This is a genomic window from Xanthobacteraceae bacterium (assembly GCA_019454205.1).
Lineage (GTDB): Bacteria > Pseudomonadota > Alphaproteobacteria > Rhizobiales > Xanthobacteraceae.
In genome coordinates, this window is record CP075369.1 from 2,978,958 (window position 1) to 2,997,222 (window position 18,265).

Annotated in this window: 21 protein-coding genes and 1 tRNA gene; 17 read left to right on the plus strand and 5 right to left on the minus strand. The window is 64.5% G+C overall.

Annotated elements, in window-relative coordinates; all coding sequences use genetic code 11:
- Nucleotides 1–40 precede the first annotated feature (40 nt).
- The 4 genes from lptB to ptsN all read left to right on the plus strand — a co-directional run bounded on the left by lptB (nucleotide 41) and on the right by ptsN (nucleotide 3,904).
- Nucleotides 41–1,123 (plus strand): LPS export ABC transporter ATP-binding protein, encoded by a 1,083-nt coding sequence (gene lptB, locus KF794_15130; GenBank protein ID QYK45054.1) that lies wholly within the window; start codon nucleotides 41–43, stop codon nucleotides 1,121–1,123.
- A gap of 14 nt (nucleotides 1,124–1,137) precedes the next feature.
- A complete protein-coding gene (gene rpoN / locus KF794_15135) occupies nucleotides 1,138–2,688 on the plus strand; it encodes an RNA polymerase factor sigma-54 (protein QYK45055.1) in 1,551 nt (516 codons plus the stop codon).
- A 66-nt stretch (nucleotides 2,689–2,754) separates the two neighbouring features.
- Nucleotides 2,755–3,330, plus strand: coding sequence for a ribosome-associated translation inhibitor RaiA (raiA, locus tag KF794_15140; GenBank protein ID QYK45056.1), 576 nt, complete (start codon nucleotides 2,755–2,757; stop codon nucleotides 3,328–3,330).
- 109 nt (nucleotides 3,331–3,439) lie between these two features.
- A complete protein-coding gene (gene ptsN / locus KF794_15145) occupies nucleotides 3,440–3,904 on the plus strand; it encodes a PTS IIA-like nitrogen regulatory protein PtsN (protein QYK45057.1) in 465 nt (154 codons plus the stop codon).
- Between the two features lie 21 nt (nucleotides 3,905–3,925).
- On the opposite strand, the gene KF794_15150 is transcribed toward ptsN, so the two are convergent.
- The 4 genes from KF794_15150 to KF794_15165 all read right to left on the minus strand — a co-directional run bounded on the left by KF794_15150 (nucleotide 3,926) and on the right by KF794_15165 (nucleotide 5,414).
- Nucleotides 3,926–4,183: a DUF1150 domain-containing protein gene (locus KF794_15150; protein QYK45058.1), complete on the minus strand. Its 258-nt coding sequence runs from the start codon at nucleotides 4,181–4,183 to the stop codon at nucleotides 3,926–3,928.
- Nucleotides 4,184–4,197: 14 nt separating this feature from the next.
- Nucleotides 4,198–4,632 (minus strand): Hsp20 family protein, encoded by a 435-nt coding sequence (locus KF794_15155; GenBank protein ID QYK45059.1) that lies wholly within the window; start codon nucleotides 4,630–4,632, stop codon nucleotides 4,198–4,200.
- Nucleotides 4,633–4,803: 171 nt separating this feature from the next.
- A tRNA-Ala gene (locus KF794_15160) sits at nucleotides 4,804–4,879 on the minus strand.
- Between the two features lie 118 nt (nucleotides 4,880–4,997).
- A complete protein-coding gene (locus tag KF794_15165; protein QYK45060.1) occupies nucleotides 4,998–5,414 on the minus strand; it encodes a TIGR02300 family protein in 417 nt (138 codons plus the stop codon).
- A 130-nt stretch (nucleotides 5,415–5,544) separates the two neighbouring features.
- Between KF794_15165 and aroA the strand changes: the two genes are divergently transcribed.
- The 13 genes from aroA to KF794_15230 all read left to right on the plus strand — a co-directional run bounded on the left by aroA (nucleotide 5,545) and on the right by KF794_15230 (nucleotide 17,845).
- Entirely contained in the window at nucleotides 5,545–6,897 is a 1,353-nt protein-coding gene (gene aroA / locus KF794_15170) for a 3-phosphoshikimate 1-carboxyvinyltransferase (GenBank protein QYK45061.1), read from the plus strand.
- Nucleotides 6,894–7,532, plus strand: coding sequence for a (d)CMP kinase (gene cmk / locus KF794_15175; protein ID QYK45062.1), 639 nt, complete (start codon nucleotides 6,894–6,896; stop codon nucleotides 7,530–7,532). Before aroA ends, cmk begins: the two co-directional genes overlap by 4 nt.
- A gap of 212 nt (nucleotides 7,533–7,744) precedes the next feature.
- Nucleotides 7,745–9,457, plus strand: coding sequence for a 30S ribosomal protein S1 (gene rpsA / locus KF794_15180; GenBank protein ID QYK45063.1), 1,713 nt, complete (start codon nucleotides 7,745–7,747; stop codon nucleotides 9,455–9,457).
- Between the two features lie 140 nt (nucleotides 9,458–9,597).
- Nucleotides 9,598–10,572: a signal peptide peptidase SppA gene (gene sppA, locus KF794_15185; GenBank protein QYK45064.1), complete on the plus strand. Its 975-nt coding sequence runs from the start codon at nucleotides 9,598–9,600 to the stop codon at nucleotides 10,570–10,572.
- A gap of 92 nt (nucleotides 10,573–10,664) precedes the next feature.
- Nucleotides 10,665–10,961, plus strand: a complete 297-nt coding sequence (locus KF794_15190; protein ID QYK45065.1) for an integration host factor subunit beta — start codon at nucleotides 10,665–10,667, stop codon at nucleotides 10,959–10,961.
- Nucleotides 10,962–11,010: 49 nt separating this feature from the next.
- Nucleotides 11,011–11,346: a DUF1049 domain-containing protein gene (locus KF794_15195; GenBank protein QYK45066.1), complete on the plus strand. Its 336-nt coding sequence runs from the start codon at nucleotides 11,011–11,013 to the stop codon at nucleotides 11,344–11,346.
- A gap of 17 nt (nucleotides 11,347–11,363) precedes the next feature.
- On the plus strand, nucleotides 11,364–12,308 hold the full coding sequence (locus tag KF794_15200) for an ornithine cyclodeaminase family protein (protein ID QYK45067.1): 945 nt from the start codon (nucleotides 11,364–11,366) through the stop codon (nucleotides 12,306–12,308).
- A 59-nt stretch (nucleotides 12,309–12,367) separates the two neighbouring features.
- Nucleotides 12,368–13,015 carry a phosphoribosylanthranilate isomerase gene (locus KF794_15205; protein ID QYK45068.1) on the plus strand — a complete coding sequence of 216 codons (648 nt, stop codon included), beginning with the start codon at nucleotides 12,368–12,370 and terminating at the stop codon, nucleotides 13,013–13,015.
- Nucleotides 13,012–14,223, plus strand: a complete 1,212-nt coding sequence (trpB, locus tag KF794_15210; protein QYK45069.1) for a tryptophan synthase subunit beta — start codon at nucleotides 13,012–13,014, stop codon at nucleotides 14,221–14,223. Before KF794_15205 ends, trpB begins: the two co-directional genes overlap by 4 nt.
- Entirely contained in the window at nucleotides 14,220–14,723 is a 504-nt protein-coding gene (locus KF794_15215; protein ID QYK45070.1) for a hypothetical protein, read from the plus strand. The genes trpB and KF794_15215 overlap by 4 nt, the downstream gene beginning before the upstream one ends.
- Entirely contained in the window at nucleotides 14,720–15,562 is an 843-nt protein-coding gene (trpA, locus tag KF794_15220; protein QYK45071.1) for a tryptophan synthase subunit alpha, read from the plus strand. The genes KF794_15215 and trpA overlap by 4 nt, the downstream gene beginning before the upstream one ends.
- Before the next feature lie 55 nt (nucleotides 15,563–15,617).
- Nucleotides 15,618–16,523: an acetyl-CoA carboxylase, carboxyltransferase subunit beta gene (gene accD / locus KF794_15225; protein QYK45072.1), complete on the plus strand. Its 906-nt coding sequence runs from the start codon at nucleotides 15,618–15,620 to the stop codon at nucleotides 16,521–16,523.
- Nucleotides 16,520–17,845 (plus strand): bifunctional folylpolyglutamate synthase/dihydrofolate synthase, encoded by a 1,326-nt coding sequence (locus KF794_15230; GenBank protein ID QYK45073.1) that lies wholly within the window; start codon nucleotides 16,520–16,522, stop codon nucleotides 17,843–17,845. The genes accD and KF794_15230 overlap by 4 nt, the downstream gene beginning before the upstream one ends.
- 59 nt (nucleotides 17,846–17,904) lie before the next feature.
- On the opposite strand, the gene trxA is transcribed toward KF794_15230, so the two are convergent.
- A complete protein-coding gene (gene trxA / locus KF794_15235) occupies nucleotides 17,905–18,225 on the minus strand; it encodes a thioredoxin (GenBank protein QYK45074.1) in 321 nt (106 codons plus the stop codon).
- Nucleotides 18,226–18,265: the final 40 nt, after the last annotated feature.

Consider the following 18,265-nt stretch of genomic DNA (forward strand, 5'->3'; position numbering starts at 1 on the left):
GCCCCAGCGCGTACCGGAACGGCGTGCCCCCGAACGCGAAGTGACGGAACAGCGCCCGCCGCGCGCCGCGCCGCCGCCCCGTCCCCAGAACGAAAATCCTGACGAGCGTCCGGCGCGCCTCTGGCAGCCGCCCGCGCCGCCGCGCCCGCAACCGCAGCAGCGCCAGGACGCAAGGCCGCCGCGCGAAGAAGTGCGGCCGCAGCCGCGCGAGAATCCGCGTCCCCCGCAGCCGCCCCGGCAAGACGCGCGTCCACTTCCGCCGCGTCCTGCCGAGCCGCGTCACGATCCCCGTCCCGCGCCGCCCCAACGGCAGGAAGCGCGCCGCCCCGACAACCAGCCGTTCGACCGGCCGCGCGGCGCGAACCGCGATTCCGTGCCGATGCCGGTACCGATTCCGGGCGAGGGAATCCTCGCAGCCGAAGGCTTGCAGAAATCCTATGGCGCACGCCGCGTCGTGAACGGCGTCAGCATCGAAGTCATGCGCGGCGAAGCGGTCGGGATTCTCGGACCGAACGGTGCGGGCAAGACCACCTGCTTCTACATGGTGACCGGCCTCGTCGAGCCGGATGCGGGCCGCATCACGCTCGACGGTCACGACGTCACGAAGCTGCCGATGTATCGCCGCGCGCGGCTCGGCATCGGCTATCTGCCGCAGGAGCCGTCGATCTTTCGCGGGCTGAACGTGGAAGACAATCTGCGCGCGGTGCTCGAAGTCGTGGAGCCGGACCGCGAGCGGCGCGAACAGCGCCTCGACGATCTGCTCGACGAATTCGATATCGCGCGGCTGCGCAAGTCTCCTTCGATCGCGCTTTCGGGCGGCGAACGCCGCCGCGTGGAAATCGCCCGCTCGCTTGCCGCGAACCCGCACTACATGCTGCTCGACGAACCCTTCGCCGGCATCGACCCGATCGCGGTCGGCGACATCCGCGCGCTGGTACGGCTGCTGACGCGCCGCGACATCGGCGTGCTGATTACCGATCACAACGTGCGCGAGACGCTCGGCATCATCGACCGCGCCTACATCGTTCATTCCGGCTCGATCCTGATGGAAGGTTCGCCGGAGGAAATCGTCGAAAGCCCCGAAGTGCGCCGCCTCTATCTCGGCGAGGAGTTCCGGCTCTAGCCGGGTTGCGCGCAATGGCAATCTCGCAAAAACTCGAAATGCGGACGAGCCAGGGGCTCGTGATGACGCCGCAGCTGATGCAGGCGATCAAGCTGCTGCAACTGTCCAATCTCGATCTCGTTACGTTTGTCGAAGCCGAACTGGAACGCAATCCGCTGCTGGAGCGCGCGGAAGAACCGGAAGGCGAGCGCAACAGCGAGTCTCTGCCCGAAGCGCAAACAGAATTTTCCGCCGAGGGAGAAGGCGGCGAGGATCGTGGCGGCGACGACTGGATGGAGGACCGCTTCGAGAGCCGTGCCGCGATGGAAGAACAGCTCGGCACCAATCTCGAAAACGTATTTCCCGACGACGCCCCTGCGGCGCCTTCCGAAGCGGCGCCCGCGCAGCAGGAACCGGCGGCTTATTCCGAATGGTCGAGCGTCGGTCCCGGCGGACGCCCCGACGACGACTATAATCTCGAAGCCTTCGTTTCCGCGGAAGTCACGCTGCACGAACACCTGTCGCGGCAACTCTCGCTCGCGATCATGGATCCGGTGCATCGCCTGATCGGGCAGCATCTGATCGATTCGGTAGACGAGGGCGGCTATCTGCGTTCCGATCTCGCGGAAGTGTCGGAGAAGCTCGGCGCGCCGCAATCCGAAATCGAAACCGTGCTGCGCGAATTGCAGGCCTTTGATCCGCCCGGCGTATGCGCGCGCGATCTTGCGGAGTGCCTGACCATCCAGTTGCGCGAGCGCGACCGCCTCGATCCGGCGATGCAGGCGCTGGTCGGCAATCTCGATCTGCTCGCGAAGCGCGACTACGCGGCGCTGCGCCGGATCTGCAACGTGGACGAGGAAGACCTCGCCGACATGGTCGCGGAATTGCGCCGCCTCAATCCGAAGCCGGGCCTCGTGTTCGGCGGCGGCGTGGTGCAGCCGGTCGTGCCCGACGTCTATGTGCGCCCGGCCGCCGACGGCGGCTGGAATGTCGAACTCAACTCCGACACGCTGCCGAAGGTGCTGGTGAACCAGACCTATTATTCGCGCGTCTCCAAGGGGCCGATCTCGGACAAGGAAAAGGCGTTCCTGACCGAATGCATGCAGACCGCTACCTGGCTGACGCGCTCGCTCGACCAGCGCGCGCGCACGATCCTCAAGGTCGCAACCGAAATCGTTCGCCAGCAGGATGCATTTCTGGTGCAGGGCGTGCAGCATTTGCGGCCGCTGAACCTGCGCATGGTCGCGGACGCGATCTCGATGCACGAATCCACTGTGTCGCGCGTGACCGCCAACAAATATATGGCGACGCCGCGCGGCATTTTCGAACTGAAATATTTCTTCTCGTCGGCCATCGCTTCGGCCGAAGGCGGCGAAGCCCATTCGTCGGAAGCCGTGCGCGACCGCATCAAGCGCCTGATCGACGAGGAAAAGCCCGACGACATTCTCTCCGACGACACCATCGTGACCAAGCTGAAGGATGCCGGCATCGACATCGCCCGGCGCACGGTCGCGAAATATCGCGAATCGCTCCGCATTCCGTCTTCGGTGCAGCGCCGCCGCGAAAAGCGCGCAGGCTCGATTTAGTTTTTTTGGCTTTCAAGCCGGCGGCAGCGGCGTAATAATCAATCCAGCAACAGGGAAGAAATTCGAATGTTCCGCGTCTCCGGAAAGAATGTCGATGTTGGCGATTCGCTGCGCGAGCGTGTCACGGACAAGGTGAGTGCCGCGCTCGACAAATATTTCCAGCACGGCTGGTCCGGTCACACCACGATTTCGCGCGACGGCCCCGGTTTCCGCGCCGATTGCGTGTTGCATCTCGATTCTGGAATCGTTCTTGAAGCGCACGCCAGCGCGCAGGATCCGGTCGTCGCCGCCGACGACGCGGTCGAGAAAATCGAAAAGCGGCTGCGCCGCTACAAGCGCCGTCTGAAAGATCGCGGCACGACGATTCGCGCGCAGGAAGCGCAGCTTTCCGCGACCAATTACGTCATCGAGGCGCCGGACGAAGCCGAGGAAGAACCGGAAGGCTGGAATCCCGTGACCATCGCGGAAACGCCTTCTTCGCTGCCGGAACTCTCGGTGCGCGATGCGGTCGCCGAACTCGACCTCACCGGCGCGCCGGTGGTGGTTTTCCGTCACGTCAATGGCGGGGGGATCAATATCGTTTACCGCAGGCGGGACGGTAACATCGGATGGGTTCATCCTCGCGCGGCAGACGAAAAATAGGTGATTGACCGCCCGCGAGGGCGCTTCTATACCCCGCGCCTTCGGACCCCGAGTCACGCGGCAAAAGTTATGCTCCGTGGCCACGAACCGGAAAGATTGGATAGAGGCCATGCCGCTTAGCGATTTGCTCGCACCGAATGCGGTTTTTCCCTCGCTCAAGGCCACCAACAAGAAGCAGGCGATTCAGGAGCTGGCGACCAACGCCGCGGCTCTGACCGGCCAGGACGAGCGGGAAATTTTCGAAACGCTGCTTCGACGCGAACGACTCGGTTCGACCGGCGTCGGTGGCGGCGTCGCGATTCCGCACGGCAAGTTGCCGAAGATGGATCGCATCGTCGGTTTGTTCGCACGTCTCGATACGCCGATCGATTTCGAAGCGCTCGACGGCGAACCCGTTGATCTGATTTTTCTGCTGCTCGCGCCGGAAGCTGCCGGTGCCGATCATCTGAAAGCGCTGGCGCGCATCGCACGCTTGCTCCGCGACCCCGAAGCCGCGCGCAAACTTCGTACCGCGCGCGACCGGGAGGCGATCCATACGTTGCTCACCGCTCCCGCGGCGAGCAACGCTGCCTGATTTAACCGCGCACGTTTCCGATTAGTGCACGCTGACGGTGTCGAGTTCGTGCTCGCGCGCGTTCGCAACCGCCGCTTCGCGGCTGTCGGTGACGATGATCGGCGTGCCGTCCGCCGCATGGAGCGAAAACAACTTCATGCCTGGCGCGATCTGCGGTGCCTGCGGGAACAGCGACTTCACTTCCTCGGATTTGATCTCGCGCACATAGGCGACCTGGCCGCCGCCGAGCACCGCGAAGGCTTCCGGGGTGAGGGTAGGATGCGTGTTCGAGTTCGTCATTTCACGTACTCCTTTTACTTTGTGCCGCCGTTCGCGATTTCGACACGGCGGACCTGACGCGCCGCTTCCGGCCGCTTCAGATCGACCGACAGCAACCCGTCGGTCAGATTGGCGCCGACCACTTCGATGGAGTCGGCGAGAACGAAAGTCCGGTGAAACTGCCGCGCCGCGATCCCGCGATGGAGAAACTCGCGCGGTTGCGCGTCTTCCGGTTGCCGGCCGCGGATGGTGAGTTCTTTTTCCTCGACCGTGATTTCGAGGTCGCCGCGAGAGAAGCCAGCGACCGCAAGCGTGATGCGCAGCTTCTCGGGCGCGCCATCGGCGTCGCGAATCCGCTCGATGTTGTACGGCGGGTAGCCGTCCGCGCCCTTGGTGACGCGGTCGAGCGCTCGTTCGATTTCCTCGAAACCGAGCAGGAAAGGCGAGGATAGGGTCGGAATACGCGGCATCTGGCTAAGTCCTCGGTTGAGCGACTTCTCGTGCCGGAACCCTGATGAGGCATTCCGGCTCCCCAGATATGGGAACCCCGAACAGCCCATTCAAGCGGCAACGAAAGCGCCGCCGATTCAGTCAGTTGGCGATATTCTGAAGGATGTGCCGCTTCCCGCGGCGGGAGGAAATGGTGGAGCCAGGGGGAGTCGAACCCCCGACCTCTTGCATGCCATGCAAGCGCTCTCCCAACTGAGCTATGGCCCCACTGGCCTCGATCCGGCTCCGAAGCGCCGGATCTGGGAACGCGGACTTTGCGTCCGCGGTAGTCGCTTAACCTGTACTTCTAAACGCTTTCCGAAGCCAAGGCGGCGGAAGCCTGCGTCTAGCTCTCGTCGTCCTTCTCGATGCCGTCGCCGATGATGTCGGAGACGTCGCCGCCTTCTTCTTCCTCGTCGGTTTCGAGGAAGGTGTTGTCGTCCTCGTCGTCGCCTTCGACCTCCACGTCGTCGGTGTCGATGTCGATTTCCGAGGAGTTCTTCTTGTTGCTGCCGGTCGCTTCCGCGTCGGCATCCTCCAGCGAGATCGTTTCCGCGCCGGCGGGTGCGGCATCCTCGTCGGCCATCGCAGGCGAGGCCGTGGCGGCGGCTGCCGCCGCGGCAGCCCGGCCGCGCGTCACCGGCGCCATGATCTCATAGACCGTGCCGCATTTCGGGCACACGATGGGGTCCTTCGAGAGATCGTAGAATTTGGCGCCGCAGCTCTGACAGACGCGCTTGGTGCCGAGTTCTGGTTTCGCCACGCCGATCGCTCCTGAATCCATCCGGAAAGGCGGCCTCACTTGGACCGCGTGTCCAAGCCTGTCAAGGGCGCAAAATCGCGTTTCCGGCAGCGAGACGGGCCGGAAGCGCATGTGCTAGCAAGCCCGCGCCATGTCGGATTCCTCGATGCACGGGTCAGCGCTGAAGCCCATGTCGGCCGCCAGAAGCCGGGGGCTTACGGGCCGCCTGCGCGTGCCCGGCGACAAGTCGATCTCGCACCGTTCGCTCCTGATCGGCGCGATGACGGTCGGCCGCACCGAGATTACCGGGCTGCTCGAAGGCGAGGACGTGATCGCGACCGCGAAAGCCGTGCGCGCGATGGGCGCGACCGTGGAGCGCCATGACGGCGGCAACTGGAGCGTCAACGGCCTCGGTGTCGGTACGCTGTTGCCGCCACGCGACGCGCTCGATTTCGGCAATGCCGGAACCGGCAGCCGCCTCGCGATGGGGGTCGTCGCCGGCCATCCGTTCGAGGCGGTATTCGACGGCGACGCGTCGCTGCGCAAGCGCCCGATGCGCCGCATCCTCGACCCGCTGATGCAGATGGGCGCGGAGACGGTAGAGCAAGCCGAAGGCGGCAGGCTGCCGCTTCGTCTGCGCGGCGCGCGCGAAGTGATTCCGATCACCTACGAGACGCCGGTCGCCTCCGCGCAGATCAAATCCGCGGTCTTGTTGTGCGGGCTTTGCGCGGATGGCGAAACCACCGTGATCGAGAAGGAAGCGACCCGCGACCATACCGAGCGGATGCTCGCCCATTTCGGCGCGAAGATTTCAAGCGAGCAACACGGCGAACATGGCCGCAAGGTCAGGCTGCGCGGACGACCCGAACTGAAGCCGCAAAAGATCGTCGTGCCTGCCGATATTTCTTCCGCTGCGTTCCCGATGGTCGCGGCGCTGATCGTGCCGGGATCCGACATCGTGCTCGAAAACGTGCTGCTCAATCCGCTGCGCGCCGGACTGGTCGAGACGCTCCGCGAGATGGGCGCGAACATCGAGGAACTGAATCGCCGCGACGAAGCCGGTGAAATCATCGCCGATCTGCGGGTGCGTACGTCTTCGCTCAAGGGCGTGGATGTTCCGGCCGCGCGCGCGCCGTCCATGATCGACGAATATATCGTGCTGGCCGTCGCCGCTTCCTTTGCGAAGGGCGATACCCGCATGCGCGGGCTTTCCGAACTGCGCGTGAAGGAATCCGACCGTCTCGCCGCCACCGCCGACGGCTTGCGCGCGAACGGCGTCGATTGCGAAACGCTCGGCGACGATCTCCTGGTAGGCGGGCGGGGCCATGCGGCGCCCGGCGGCGGCGTGGTCAAGACCCACATGGATCATCGCCTCGCGATGGCGTTCCTGATGATGGGACTTGCCAGCGACAAGCCCGTGCAGGTGGATGACGGCACTTTCATCGCCACCAGCTTCCCGGATTTCACCGGCAACATGCGCCGCCTCGGCGCGGAAATCTCGTGATCGTCACCGTCGATGGTCCGGCTGCGTCGGGCAAAGGCACGCTCGCGCGCAGGCTGGCCGCGCATTATCGGCTGCCGCATCTCGATACCGGGCTGCTCTATCGCGGCGTCGGCTTTCTCATGATCGAGTCCGGCCATGCGCTCGACGACGCGAAGGCGGCGGAAGAAATCGCGGTGGCGCTCGATCTTTTCAAAATCGACCACGACAAGCTGCGCTCCGACGAAATCGGCGAGGCGGCATCCCGCGTCGCCGCGATGCCGGGCGTCCGCGCCGCGCTCCTGAAGATGCAGCAGGACTTCGCGCGCCAGCCGGGCGGCGCCGTGCTGGACGGGCGCGATACGGGAACCGTGATCGCGCCCCATGCGGACGTGAAACTGTTCGTCACGGCCTCGCCGGAAGTCCGCGCGAAACGCCGCCACATCGAACTCGCTACGCGGCGGCAGCCCACCGAGTATTGCGAGGTGATCGCGGACATCAGAAAGCGGGATGAGCGCGATTCCGGGCGCTCCATCGCCCCCCTGACACCGGCCCCGGACGCTGTCTTGCTGGATACCACCGACTTGGATATAGAGGCCGCGTTCCGGGCGGCCCTTTCCATCGTGGAAGCATCCCGGGCGGGCCGGTCGCGATCCTGAAATCGCGGCTGTCATCTGGAGGATTGCCCGCCCCGTCTTTCGCGCGAAGGCCACGAATTCCCCGGCCTCGAATTCAACATCGTCTCGATTTGCACGGCGAACCCGCGCCGGCTCCGGCTCATGCCGGGGATGCCTTGGGCTTTCGGCCCAAGGCCCGTGTGCCTTGAGACGCCAACCACACCAGTCCGGCGCATCTACGTTTAGGAAAGAGAATGGCTAAAGCTGCTGCTACCGCTACCAAGACCCCGAGCCGCGAAGATTTTGCCGCGATGCTCGAAGAGTCGTTCACCCGCAACGACGTGATGGAAGGTTCCGTCGTCAAGGGCAAAGTCGTCGGCATCGAGAAGGACATCGCCGTCATCGACATCGGCCTCAAAACCGAAGGCCGCATCCCGCTCCGCGAATTTGGCGGCCATGGCCGCGGCGCCGACATCAAGGTCGGCGACGAAGTCGAAGTGTTCCTCGACCGCGTCGAGAACGCGCTCGGCGAAGCGGTTCTCTCGCGCGACAAGGCGCGCCGCGAAGAGAGCTGGGGCAAGCTCGAGAAGGCCTTCAACAACAACGAGAAGGTTTCGGGCGTCATCTTCAATTCGGTCAAGGGCGGCTACACCGTCGATCTCGACGGCGCGGTTGCGTTCCTGCCGCGCTCGCAGGTGGACATCCGTCCGATCCGCGACGTCGGCCCGCTGATGCACAACCCGCAGCCGTTCCAGATTCTGAAAATGGATCGCCGCCGCGGCAACATCGTCGTCTCGCGCCGCACCGTGCTGGAAGAAACCCGCGCCGGCCAGCGTCAGGAACTGGTGTCCTCGCTGGAAGAAGGTCAGGTGATCGACGGCGTCGTGAAGAACATCACCGACTACGGTGCGTTCGTTGACCTCGGCGGCATCGACGGCCTGCTGCACGTCACCGACATCGCCTGGCGCCGCGTGAACCATCCGACGGACGTGCTCACCATCGGCCAGTCGGTGAAAGTCAAGATCATCAAGATCAACCACGAAACCCACCGCATCTCGCTCGGCATGAAGCAGTTGCAGGGCGATCCGTGGGAGAACATCTCCGACAAGTTCGTGGTCGGCGCGCGCATGAAGGGCCGTGTCACCAACATCACCGACTACGGCGCGTTCGTCGAACTGGAGCCGGGCATCGAAGGCCTGGTCCACGTTTCCGAAATGTCGTGGACCAAGAAGAACGTGCATCCGGGCAAGATCGTCTCGACCTCGCAGGAAGTCGAAGTGCAGATCCTCGAAGTCGATCCGGTCAAGCGCCGCATTTCTCTCGGCCTCAAGCAGACCATGGCGAACCCGTGGGAAGCCTTCTCCGAGAAGCACCCGCAAGGCTCCACCGTCGAAGGCGAGGTCAAGAACAAGACCGAGTTCGGTCTGTTCGTCGGCCTCGACGGCGACGTGGACGGCATGGTTCATCTCTCGGACCTCGACTGGAACCGTCCGGGCGAGCAGGTCATCGAGGAGTTCAAGAAGGGCGACCGCGTGAAGGCGGTGGTGCTCGATGTGGACGTCGAGAAGGAGCGCATCTCGCTCGGCATCAAGCAGCTCGAAGGCGATCCGTTCGCGGAAGCCGGCGATCTCAAGAAGGGCGCGGTCGTCACCTGCGAGGTGACGGCGGTGAACGACGGCGGCATCGAAGTGAAGATCGTCGATACCGACATGACCGCCTTCATCAAGCGCTCCGATCTGGCGCGTGACCGCAACGACCAGCGCCCCGAGCGCTTCGCCGTCGGCGAGAAGGTCGATGCCCGCGTCACCCTGTTCGACAAGAAGGCCCGCAAGGTCGGCGTGTCGATCAAGGCGCTCGAGATCGCGGAAGAAAAGGAAGCCGTGGCGCAGTACGGATCGTCCGATTCGGGCGCGACGCTCGGCGACATCCTCGGCACCGCGCTGAAGCAGCGCGAAGGCAACAAGTAAGCCTTCTACGCTTCCAGCTTGGCAAACGGCTTGTTAACGGCGGGACAAAATCCCGCCGTTAACTGCTTTTTGAATGCCTCACCGTTGAATCGTCCCCTGCCATTGTAAGTTTCGCGCGAACCCGCCTTCTGGAGAGATCAATGACGCTCAATGTCGATCACGCAATGGACCGCCGCCGCATGCGCCGCAAGGTGACTTTCTGGCGGGTGCTCGGCGTTGCCGCGCTTCTGTTCGCGCTGGCGGGACTGTGGGCCGCCTATGGCGGCGCCAACTACGTCGAGAAGTCGAGCGCGCATGTCGCGCGCGTCACCATCGGCGGGTTGATCCGCAACGACAAGAAGCGCGTGGAACTGCTCGAGGAGATCGAGAAGTCCGGCGCGCAGGCGGTGATCCTCGTGATCGACAGCCCCGGCGGCACCGTCGCCGGCTCCGAGCAACTCTATAATGCGCTCCGCAAGCTGGCGGCGAAGAAGCCGGTGGTCGCGGTGGTCGAAGGCACCGCCGCCTCTGGCGCGTATATCGCCGCGATGGGCGCGGACCGCATCTTCGCGCCGCGCGGCGCGATCGTCGGTTCCATCGGCGTGATCTTCCAGTATCCGAACCTGTCCGGCCTGCTCAAGAATGTCGGCGTGAATGTCGAGGCGATCCGCTCGACGCCGCTGAAAGCCATGCCGAGCGGCGTGGAACCGACCCCGCCGGAAGCGCAGGCTGCGATCCGCGCGCTGGTCGAGGACAACTACACCTGGTTCAAGTCGCTGGTGCAGGAGCGCCGCGCGCTCGACAACGCGACGCTCCTGAAGGCGTCGGACGGCCGCGTGTTCACGGCTTCGCAGGCGTTACCGCTGCGTCTCATCGACGAGATCGGCGACGAGAAGTCCGCGCGCGAATGGCTGGAGAAGAACAAGAAAGTATCGAAAGATTTGAAGGCGCGTGACTGGCGGGTCACGACCGCCGGCTCCGAGTTCCGCTGGCTCGGCGCGCTTGCGCCGTTCGCGGATTCGCTCGGATTGTCGTCGCTGGCCGCGGCACTTGCGAACGAAGGCGTCTTGCGCGCCGCAGCGCAGGCGCAACTTGACGGGCTATTGGCCCTCTGGCACCCTCAAATCGCGAACTGACCTGAGCCAAGTCTTTTTGATTGTTCGGCTTTTTCGATTTCGCCGGGCACGATTTTCGACCGGCAGGTTTATAGCGGCGGGCTGATATTTCGATGATCAAGTCGGAACTGGTGCAGAGAATCTCCACCGCGAATCCGCATCTCTATCAACGCGACGTCGAGAACATCGTCGATGCGATTCTCGACGAGATCACGGTCGCGCTGGCGCGCGGCGATCGCGTCGAGTTGCGCGGCTTCGGCGCGTTCTCGGTCAAGAACAGGCCCGCGCGCGTGGGGCGCAACCCGCGCACCGGCGCGCAGGTGAAGGTGCAGGAAAAGGTCGTGCCCTATTTCAAGACGGGCAAGGAAATGCGCGACCGGCTGAACAAGCCGCAGGCGCCGCGCAAGTGATGCGCAAGTAATTTGCTGATTCGTTCGTCTCTTTTCCGGGCCTGATCGAATGCGAAATCTGTTTCGCTGGCTGTTGCTGATTCCGCTGGGCATCGCGCTTGTGCTGCTCGCAGTGGCCAATCGCGCGCCGGTGACGCTTTCGATCGATCCGTTCTCCCCTGAATCGCCTGCGTTCGCGATCAAGATACCGCTGTTCGTCGCGCTGTTGCTCGCGGTCGTGCTGGGCGTGGTGATCGGCGGCGCTGCCGCCGGGATCGGCCGGATGCGCTGGCGTCATCGCGCGCGCTCCGCCGAGCGCGAGGCGAAGGAATTGCAGGCGCGCAACGAGGAATTCCTCCGCGGCCCCGCATCCGAATCCCGCAGCCGCGAAGTCGCGCTCCGCTGAATATGCACGCGGACCAAATGCGGGTCGTTTCCGCCCGCGAGATCGACGCCGTTCTCGACTTCCCTGCGCTGATCGATGCGCTCCACTCGGCGTTCCGTGCCGACATCGAAACGCCGCTCCGGCATCACCATGCCATCGCCCGCGATGACGGCGAGGCCGCGCTGCTGCTGATGCCCGCGTGGACGAAAGAAAAGGACGGCGCGTTCCTCGGCACCAAGACCGTGACCGTCTTCCCCGGCAACCTCGCGAAGAATATCGGCTCGGTCGCGGGCACCTATCTCCTGATGTCCGGCGACACCGGCGAGCCGCTCGTCACCATCGACGGCCACCGCTTGACCTTGTGGCGTACGGCTGCGGCTTCCGCGCTTGCTGCGAAGTATCTCGCGCGCGAGGATGCCTCGCATTTGCTGCTCATCGGCGCAGGTGCGCTCGCACCGTATCTTGCGCGCGCCCATGCCGCCGTGCGTCCCATAAAAAAAGTCTCGATCTGGAATCGCACGCCGGAGCGCGCGGAAGTACTCGCCAAAGAACTTGCGAACGAGACGTTCGCGGTGGAAGTTGTCGGCGACCGCGAACGTGCAGCGCGCCACGCCGACATCGTGACCTGCATCACGCTCTCGCAAACTCCCGTCGTCTCCGGCGACTGGCTGAAGGAAGGCGCTCACCTCGATCTGGTCGGCGCGTTCCGGCCGAACGCGCGCGAGGCGGACGATGCCGCCATCCGCCGCGCCAGCATCTATGTCGATACCCGCCGCGGCGCGCTCAAGGAAGCGGGCGATCTCGTGATGCCGATGGCCGCCGGGATTTTGAAGGAAGATGCCGTAAAGGCCGACCTGTTCGAACTCTGCCGCGGGCAGGCGAAAGGCCGCGCGCGGGCGGACGAAATCACCCTCTTCAAGTCGGTCGGCACCGCGATCGAGGACCTTGCCGCCGCCATGCTGGTCTGGCGTAAGCTCTCCTGAATCCTAGGCTTTTTGCCGATCCGTAGACAGGACTGGCGGGCCGTGGCATCGGAACGGGCATGATCGTCAAAATCTGCGGGATCAAGGACTTGGCCGCGATGGAAGCCGCGCTCGAAGCGGGCGCGGACATGACCGGCCTCGTCTTCTTCGGTCCCAGTCCGCGCAATGTCGCGCCGCTCGAAGCGGCGTCGCTGGCTTCGCGCGCGCGTGGCAAGGCGAAAGTGGTGGCGCTGACCGTGGATGCCGACGACGCCGCGCTCGACCTCATCATGAAACACGCCGCGCCCGATCTCTTGCAACTGCACGGCAAGGAGACCCCGGCTCGCGTGCGCGAACTGCGCGCCCGCTACGGCGTGCCGGTGATGAAGGCGCTCGGCGTTTCGAACGCGCGCGATCTCGACCTCGCCGCGAAGTACGAAGCCGACTGGATGCTCTACGACGCGAAGCCGCCGAAGGATGCGACCCGCCCCGGCGGCCACGGCGTCGCTTTCGACTGGTCGCTCCTGAAGAATGCGCCGCGGAAAACGCCGATGATGCTTTCCGGCGGCCTCGATCCGGAGAACGTCGCGGAGGCGATCCGCATCGCGCGGCCCGACGGCGTCGATGTTTCGTCCGGCGTCGAAAGCGCGCCCGGCGTGAAGGACCGCAACAAGATCATCTCGTTCGTGCGCGCGGCCCGCGCATCTGTCATGGAGCGCGCCTCGTGAACGTTCGTCCCAATTCCCTGCGTAGCGGTCCCGACGCGGGCGGCCACTTCGGCATTTTCGGCGGCCGCTTCGTCGCGGAAACGCTGATGCCGCTCGTGCTCGATCTGGAGAAGGCTTACGAGGAAGCGAAGCGGGACCCGGCGTTCAAGAAGGAGATGGATTACCATCTCAAGCATTTCGTCGGCCGCCCCAGCCCGCTCTATTTCGCCGAGCGCATGACCGCGCATTACGGCGGCGCGAAAATCTTTTTCAAGCGCGAAGACCTGAACCACACCGGCGCGCACAAGGTGAACAACGTGCTCGGCCAGATCATGCTGGCGAAGCGCATGCAGAAGCCGCGCGTCATCGCGGAGACCGGCGCGGGCATGCATGGTGTCGCCACCGCGACGCTGTGCGCGAAGTTCGGCCTGCAATGCGTGGTGTTCATGGGCGAGGTAGACGTCGCGCGGCAGGAGCCGAACGTGCTGCGCATGCGCGCGCTGGGCGCGGAAGTGCGCCCCGTCACCAGCGGTTCCAAGACGCTCAAAGACGCGATGAACGAGGCGCTCCGCGACTGGGTCACGAACGTGCACGATACCTTCTATTGCATCGGCACGGTCGCTGGTCCGCATCCCTATCCCGCGATGGTGCGCGACTTCCAGTGCGTGATCGGCGACGAGACGCGCACGCAGATGATGGAGATGGAAGGCCGTCTCCCCAATTCGCTGCTCGCCTGCATCGGCGGCGGCTCCAACGCGATGGGCCTGTTTCATCCGTTCCTCGATGATACCGATGTCGCGATCTACGGCGTCGAAGCCGCGGGCCATGGCCTCGACAAGCAGCACGCGGCGTCGCTCGCGGGCGGCCGCCCCGGCGTGCTGCACGGCAACCGCACTTATCTGCTCATGAATGAAGACGGGCAGATCGAGGAAGCGCATTCCATCTCGGCGGGCCTCGATTATCCCGGCATCGGCCCCGAACATTCCTGGCTGCACGAAATCGGCCGCGTGAAATATCTTTCCGCGACCGACGACGAGGCGCTCAAGGCCTTCCAGCTTTGCTCGCGGCTCGAAGGCATCATTCCCGCGCTGGAGCCGTCGCACGCGCTTGCGAAGCTCGAAGAACTCGCGCAGAACAAGCCGAAGGACCACCTGATCGTCGTGAACATGTCAGGCCGCGGCGACAAGGACCTCGCCTCCGTCGCGTCGTACCTGAAGAACAACGCATGAAACGCGCGCTGCCGAAGATAGCACTCTCGCTTGCGATGACGGCTGCGGCCGCCGCGCTTGGCCACGCGCAGGAACCGTTCAAGGATAATCCCATCAAGGAAGGCGCGTGGGTCTACCCAAGCGAGAAGATCGCGCCCGCGACGGTGGAAGCCTTCTGCTGGTCCGGTTTCGCGATGCATTTCGCGGATGGCGGTTTCTTCACGCTGCTGAACCAGCCCGCCGGGCGCATGAAGAAAAAACTTTCGGTCGATACCAACGGCACCTGTGCGTTCGACGTGCAGAAGCAGACCGCGCTCTGCACCGGCGAGGAAACCGACAACCGGCGCCGCTTTCCGTTGCGCGAGGAAAGCAAGTTCGAGCGCGACGGCGACTATATAAAAGTCACTACCAGCTTCATCGACCGCGAAACCAAGCAGCCGGTGTCGTTCGTGACCTATCCGGTGCGCTGCCCCGACAAGGTGGTGCGCGAAATTCTATCGAAAGCGATTCCGCCGAAATGACCGCGACCCGTATCGATGCGCGCTTCAAGGCGCTTTCCGCCGAAGGCCGCGCCGGCCTCGTCACCTTCGTGACCGCGGGCGATCCCGATTACGAAACTTCGCTCGCCATCGTGAAGGCGCTTCCGAAGGCGGGCGCGGACGTGATCGAACTCGGCGTTCCCTTCACCGACGCGATGGCAGACGGTCCGCCGATTCAGGCTTCGTCCTTGCGCGCGCTTGCGGCGGGACAATCGCTGAAGAAGACGATCCAGATGGTCCGCGCGTTCCGCGAACAGGATAACGAGACGCCGATCGTGCTGATGGGCTACTACAATCCCATCTACGTCTATGGCGTGGAAAAATTCCTCGGCGACGCGAAGGCCGCCGGTGTCGATGGACTGATCGTCGTCGACCTGCCGCCGGAGGAAGACGAGGAACTTTGCCTTCCCGCGATGAAGGCGGGCATCAACTTCATCCGCCTCTCGACGCCGACCACCGACGACAAGCGCCTGCCTGCGGTGCTGAAGAATACGTCCGGCTTCGTCTATTACGTTTCGATTGCCGGTGTGTCCGGCGCAGCGACGCCCGACACGCCGAAGGTGATCGAGGCGGTGACACGCATCAAGCGCCATACGCAACTTCCCATCGCGGTGGGCTTCGGCCTGAAAACGCCGGAACACGCGCGCGCGGTTGCGATGGGCGCCGATGCGGCCGTGGTCGGCTCGGCGCTGGTGGAGGCGGTGCGCACCAGCCTCGACGGCAACGGCAAGGCAACGGCAAAAACCGTGAAAGCCGTTACCGACCTCACCTCCGCGCTCGCCGAAGGCGTGCGCTCGGCCCGCCGCAAGGCGGCGGAGTAATTTTGCCACGCTTCCCGCTATAAGAAGCGCGAACCAAGTTTCCGGAGACCCGGTCATGAACTGGATTTCGAACGTCGGCCCCAAGATTCGCTCGTTTCTCTCGCGCCGCGAGGTACCGGAGAATCTCTGGATCAAGTGCCCGGAAACGGGCCAGCTCGTTTTTCACAAGGATGTGGAAGCGAACCAGTGGGTGATTCCCGGCTCGAACTATCACATGCGCATGGGCGCCAACGCGCGCCTCAAGGCGACCTTCGACAACGAAACCTGGCTCGACGTGGCGGTGCCGGACGTTCCCGCCGACCCGCTGAAATTCCGCGACGAGCGCCGTTACACCGACCGCATCAAGGATGCGCGCACGAAAACCGGCATGAAGGACGCGGTGAAGATCGGCTTCGGCAAGCTCGACGGCCTTCCGGTTGTCGCCGCCGCGCAGGATTTCGATTTCATGGGCGGCTCGCTCGGCATGGCGGCAGGCGAAGCCGTGATTAAAGGCCTCGACACCGCGGTAGAAAAACAGACGCCGTTCATTCTCTTCGTCGCGAGCGGCGGCGCGCGCATGCAGGAGGGGATTCTTTCGCTCATGCAGATGCCGCGCACCACGGTCGCGGTGCAGAAGCTGCGTGAAGCGAAAAAGCCCTACATCGTCGTGCTGACCAACCCGACGACCGGCGGCGTCACCGCGTCCTACGCGATGCTCGGCGATATCCAGATTTCGGAGCCGGGCGCGCTGATCGGTTTCGCCGGCCCGCGCGTGATCGAGCAGACCATCCGCGAGAAATTGCCGGAAGGCTTCCAACGCGCCGAATATCTCCGCGACCACGGCATGGTCGATATGGTCGTGCATCGCCACGAGATGCGCAAAACGCTCTCGCGCCTGTGCCGCATGTTGATGAAAGCGCCAGCGTTCCCGGCGCAGCCCGCCCTGGAAGCGCCGGTACCCGTTCCGGCCCAGGCAGAGTGAACGCTTCCGCTTCGCACGGGTCCGCCGCCGATCAGGTTTTGGCGCGGCTCGGTGCGCTTCATCCCAAACGCATCGATCTTTCGCTCGGCCGCCTGCACCGCCTGCTGGGCGCGCTCGGCAACCCGGAGCGCGCCGTTCCGCCGGTCATCCATGTCGGCGGCACTAACGGCAAGGGTTCGACGGTCGCCTTTCTTCGCGCCATGCTGGAAGCGTCGGGCAAGCGCGTTCACACTTATACTTCGCCGCATCTGGTGCGTTTCCACGAGCGCATCCGCCTTGCGGGCGAACTGGTGAGCGATACGGCATTGGCGGCTGCGCTGGAAGAAACCGAGCGCGCCAACGCGGGCCATGAAATCACGTTTTTCGAGATCACGACGGCGGCGGCATTCCTTCTGTTCGCGCGCACGCCCGCGGACGTGCTGTTGCTTGAAGTCGGCCTTGGCGGCCGTCTCGACGCGACCAATGTGATCGCGCAACCGCTCGCGACCGTGGTGACGCCGGTTTCCATCGACCACACCGAATATCTCGGCGACACGGTCGAAAAAATTGCTGCCGAGAAGGCAGGCATCTTCAAGCGCGGCGTGCCTGCAATTCTCGCGCGGCAAAGCGAAGAGGCGCTTCGCGTGATGGAACGCGCGGCATCGCGCGCGGGCGCGAAGCCGTTCATTTGCGGCGAGAAATGGTCCGCGCACGAAGAGGGCGGACGGCTGGTGTATGCGGACGAGTCCGGGCTGCTCGATCTGCCGAAGCCCCGCCTGTTCGGCCGCCACCAGATCGAGAACGCAGGCACGGCTATCGCAACGCTGCGCTGCCTGCCGCAGCTCGGCATCCTTCCGTCCGCGATCGAAGCCGGGTTGCAGAAGGCCGACTGGCCGGCGCGGATGCAGAATCTTTCCGGCGGCAAGCTCGCAGCGCTTCTTCCTTCCGGCTCCGAACTCTGGCTCGACGGCGGGCACAACGCCGCGGGCGGCGAAGCCGTTTCCCACGCCGCGGGAGAACTGGAAGAGCGCGTGCCGCGCCCGCTGGTTCTCATCGTCGGCATGCTGAACACGAAAAGCGCGGACGACTTTCTCGCGCGCTTCTCCGGGCTGGCCCGTTATGTGTTCGGCGTGTCGCCGCCGGGCGAAGCCTCGCGGCCCGCGAGCGAGATTGTCGCTGCCGCGCGCAGCGCGGGCATTGCCGGGGAGGCCGCGAAGGACGTGGAGGATGCGCTTGCGCGCGTCGCCTCGCTTGATCTTCCCGTTCCGCCACGCGTGCTCATCAGCGGTTCGCTCTATCTCGCGGGCGCGGTTCTCGCCGCGAACGAAACGCCGCCGCGATAAAACGAAACGCCGCCCGAAAAGGGCGGCGTTTTTTTATTGTCTTCGGTTCTCGCTGCGGATCAGACCGTGGTCGAGATCCACTGTTCGATCTTCGCCTTCGGATAGGCGCCGATCAGGCGCGAGGCCATTTCGCCGTTCTTGAAGATCATCAAGGTCGGGATCGACATGATGCCGTACTTCGACGCGACTTCCGGGTTCTCGTCTACGTTGAGCTTGACGATCTTCACCTTGCTGCCGGCGCCGGCGATTTCTTCCAGCGCGGGCGCGATCTGGCGGCAGGGTCCGCACCACTCGGCCCAGAAGTCCACGAGGACCGGCTCGTTCGACTTGATTACATCGGCTTCGAAAGAAGCATCGGAAACTTTGGCGACTCCGGCCATGGCGGACCTCATCAATGGAAGGGGAATCGGGAGAAATCCC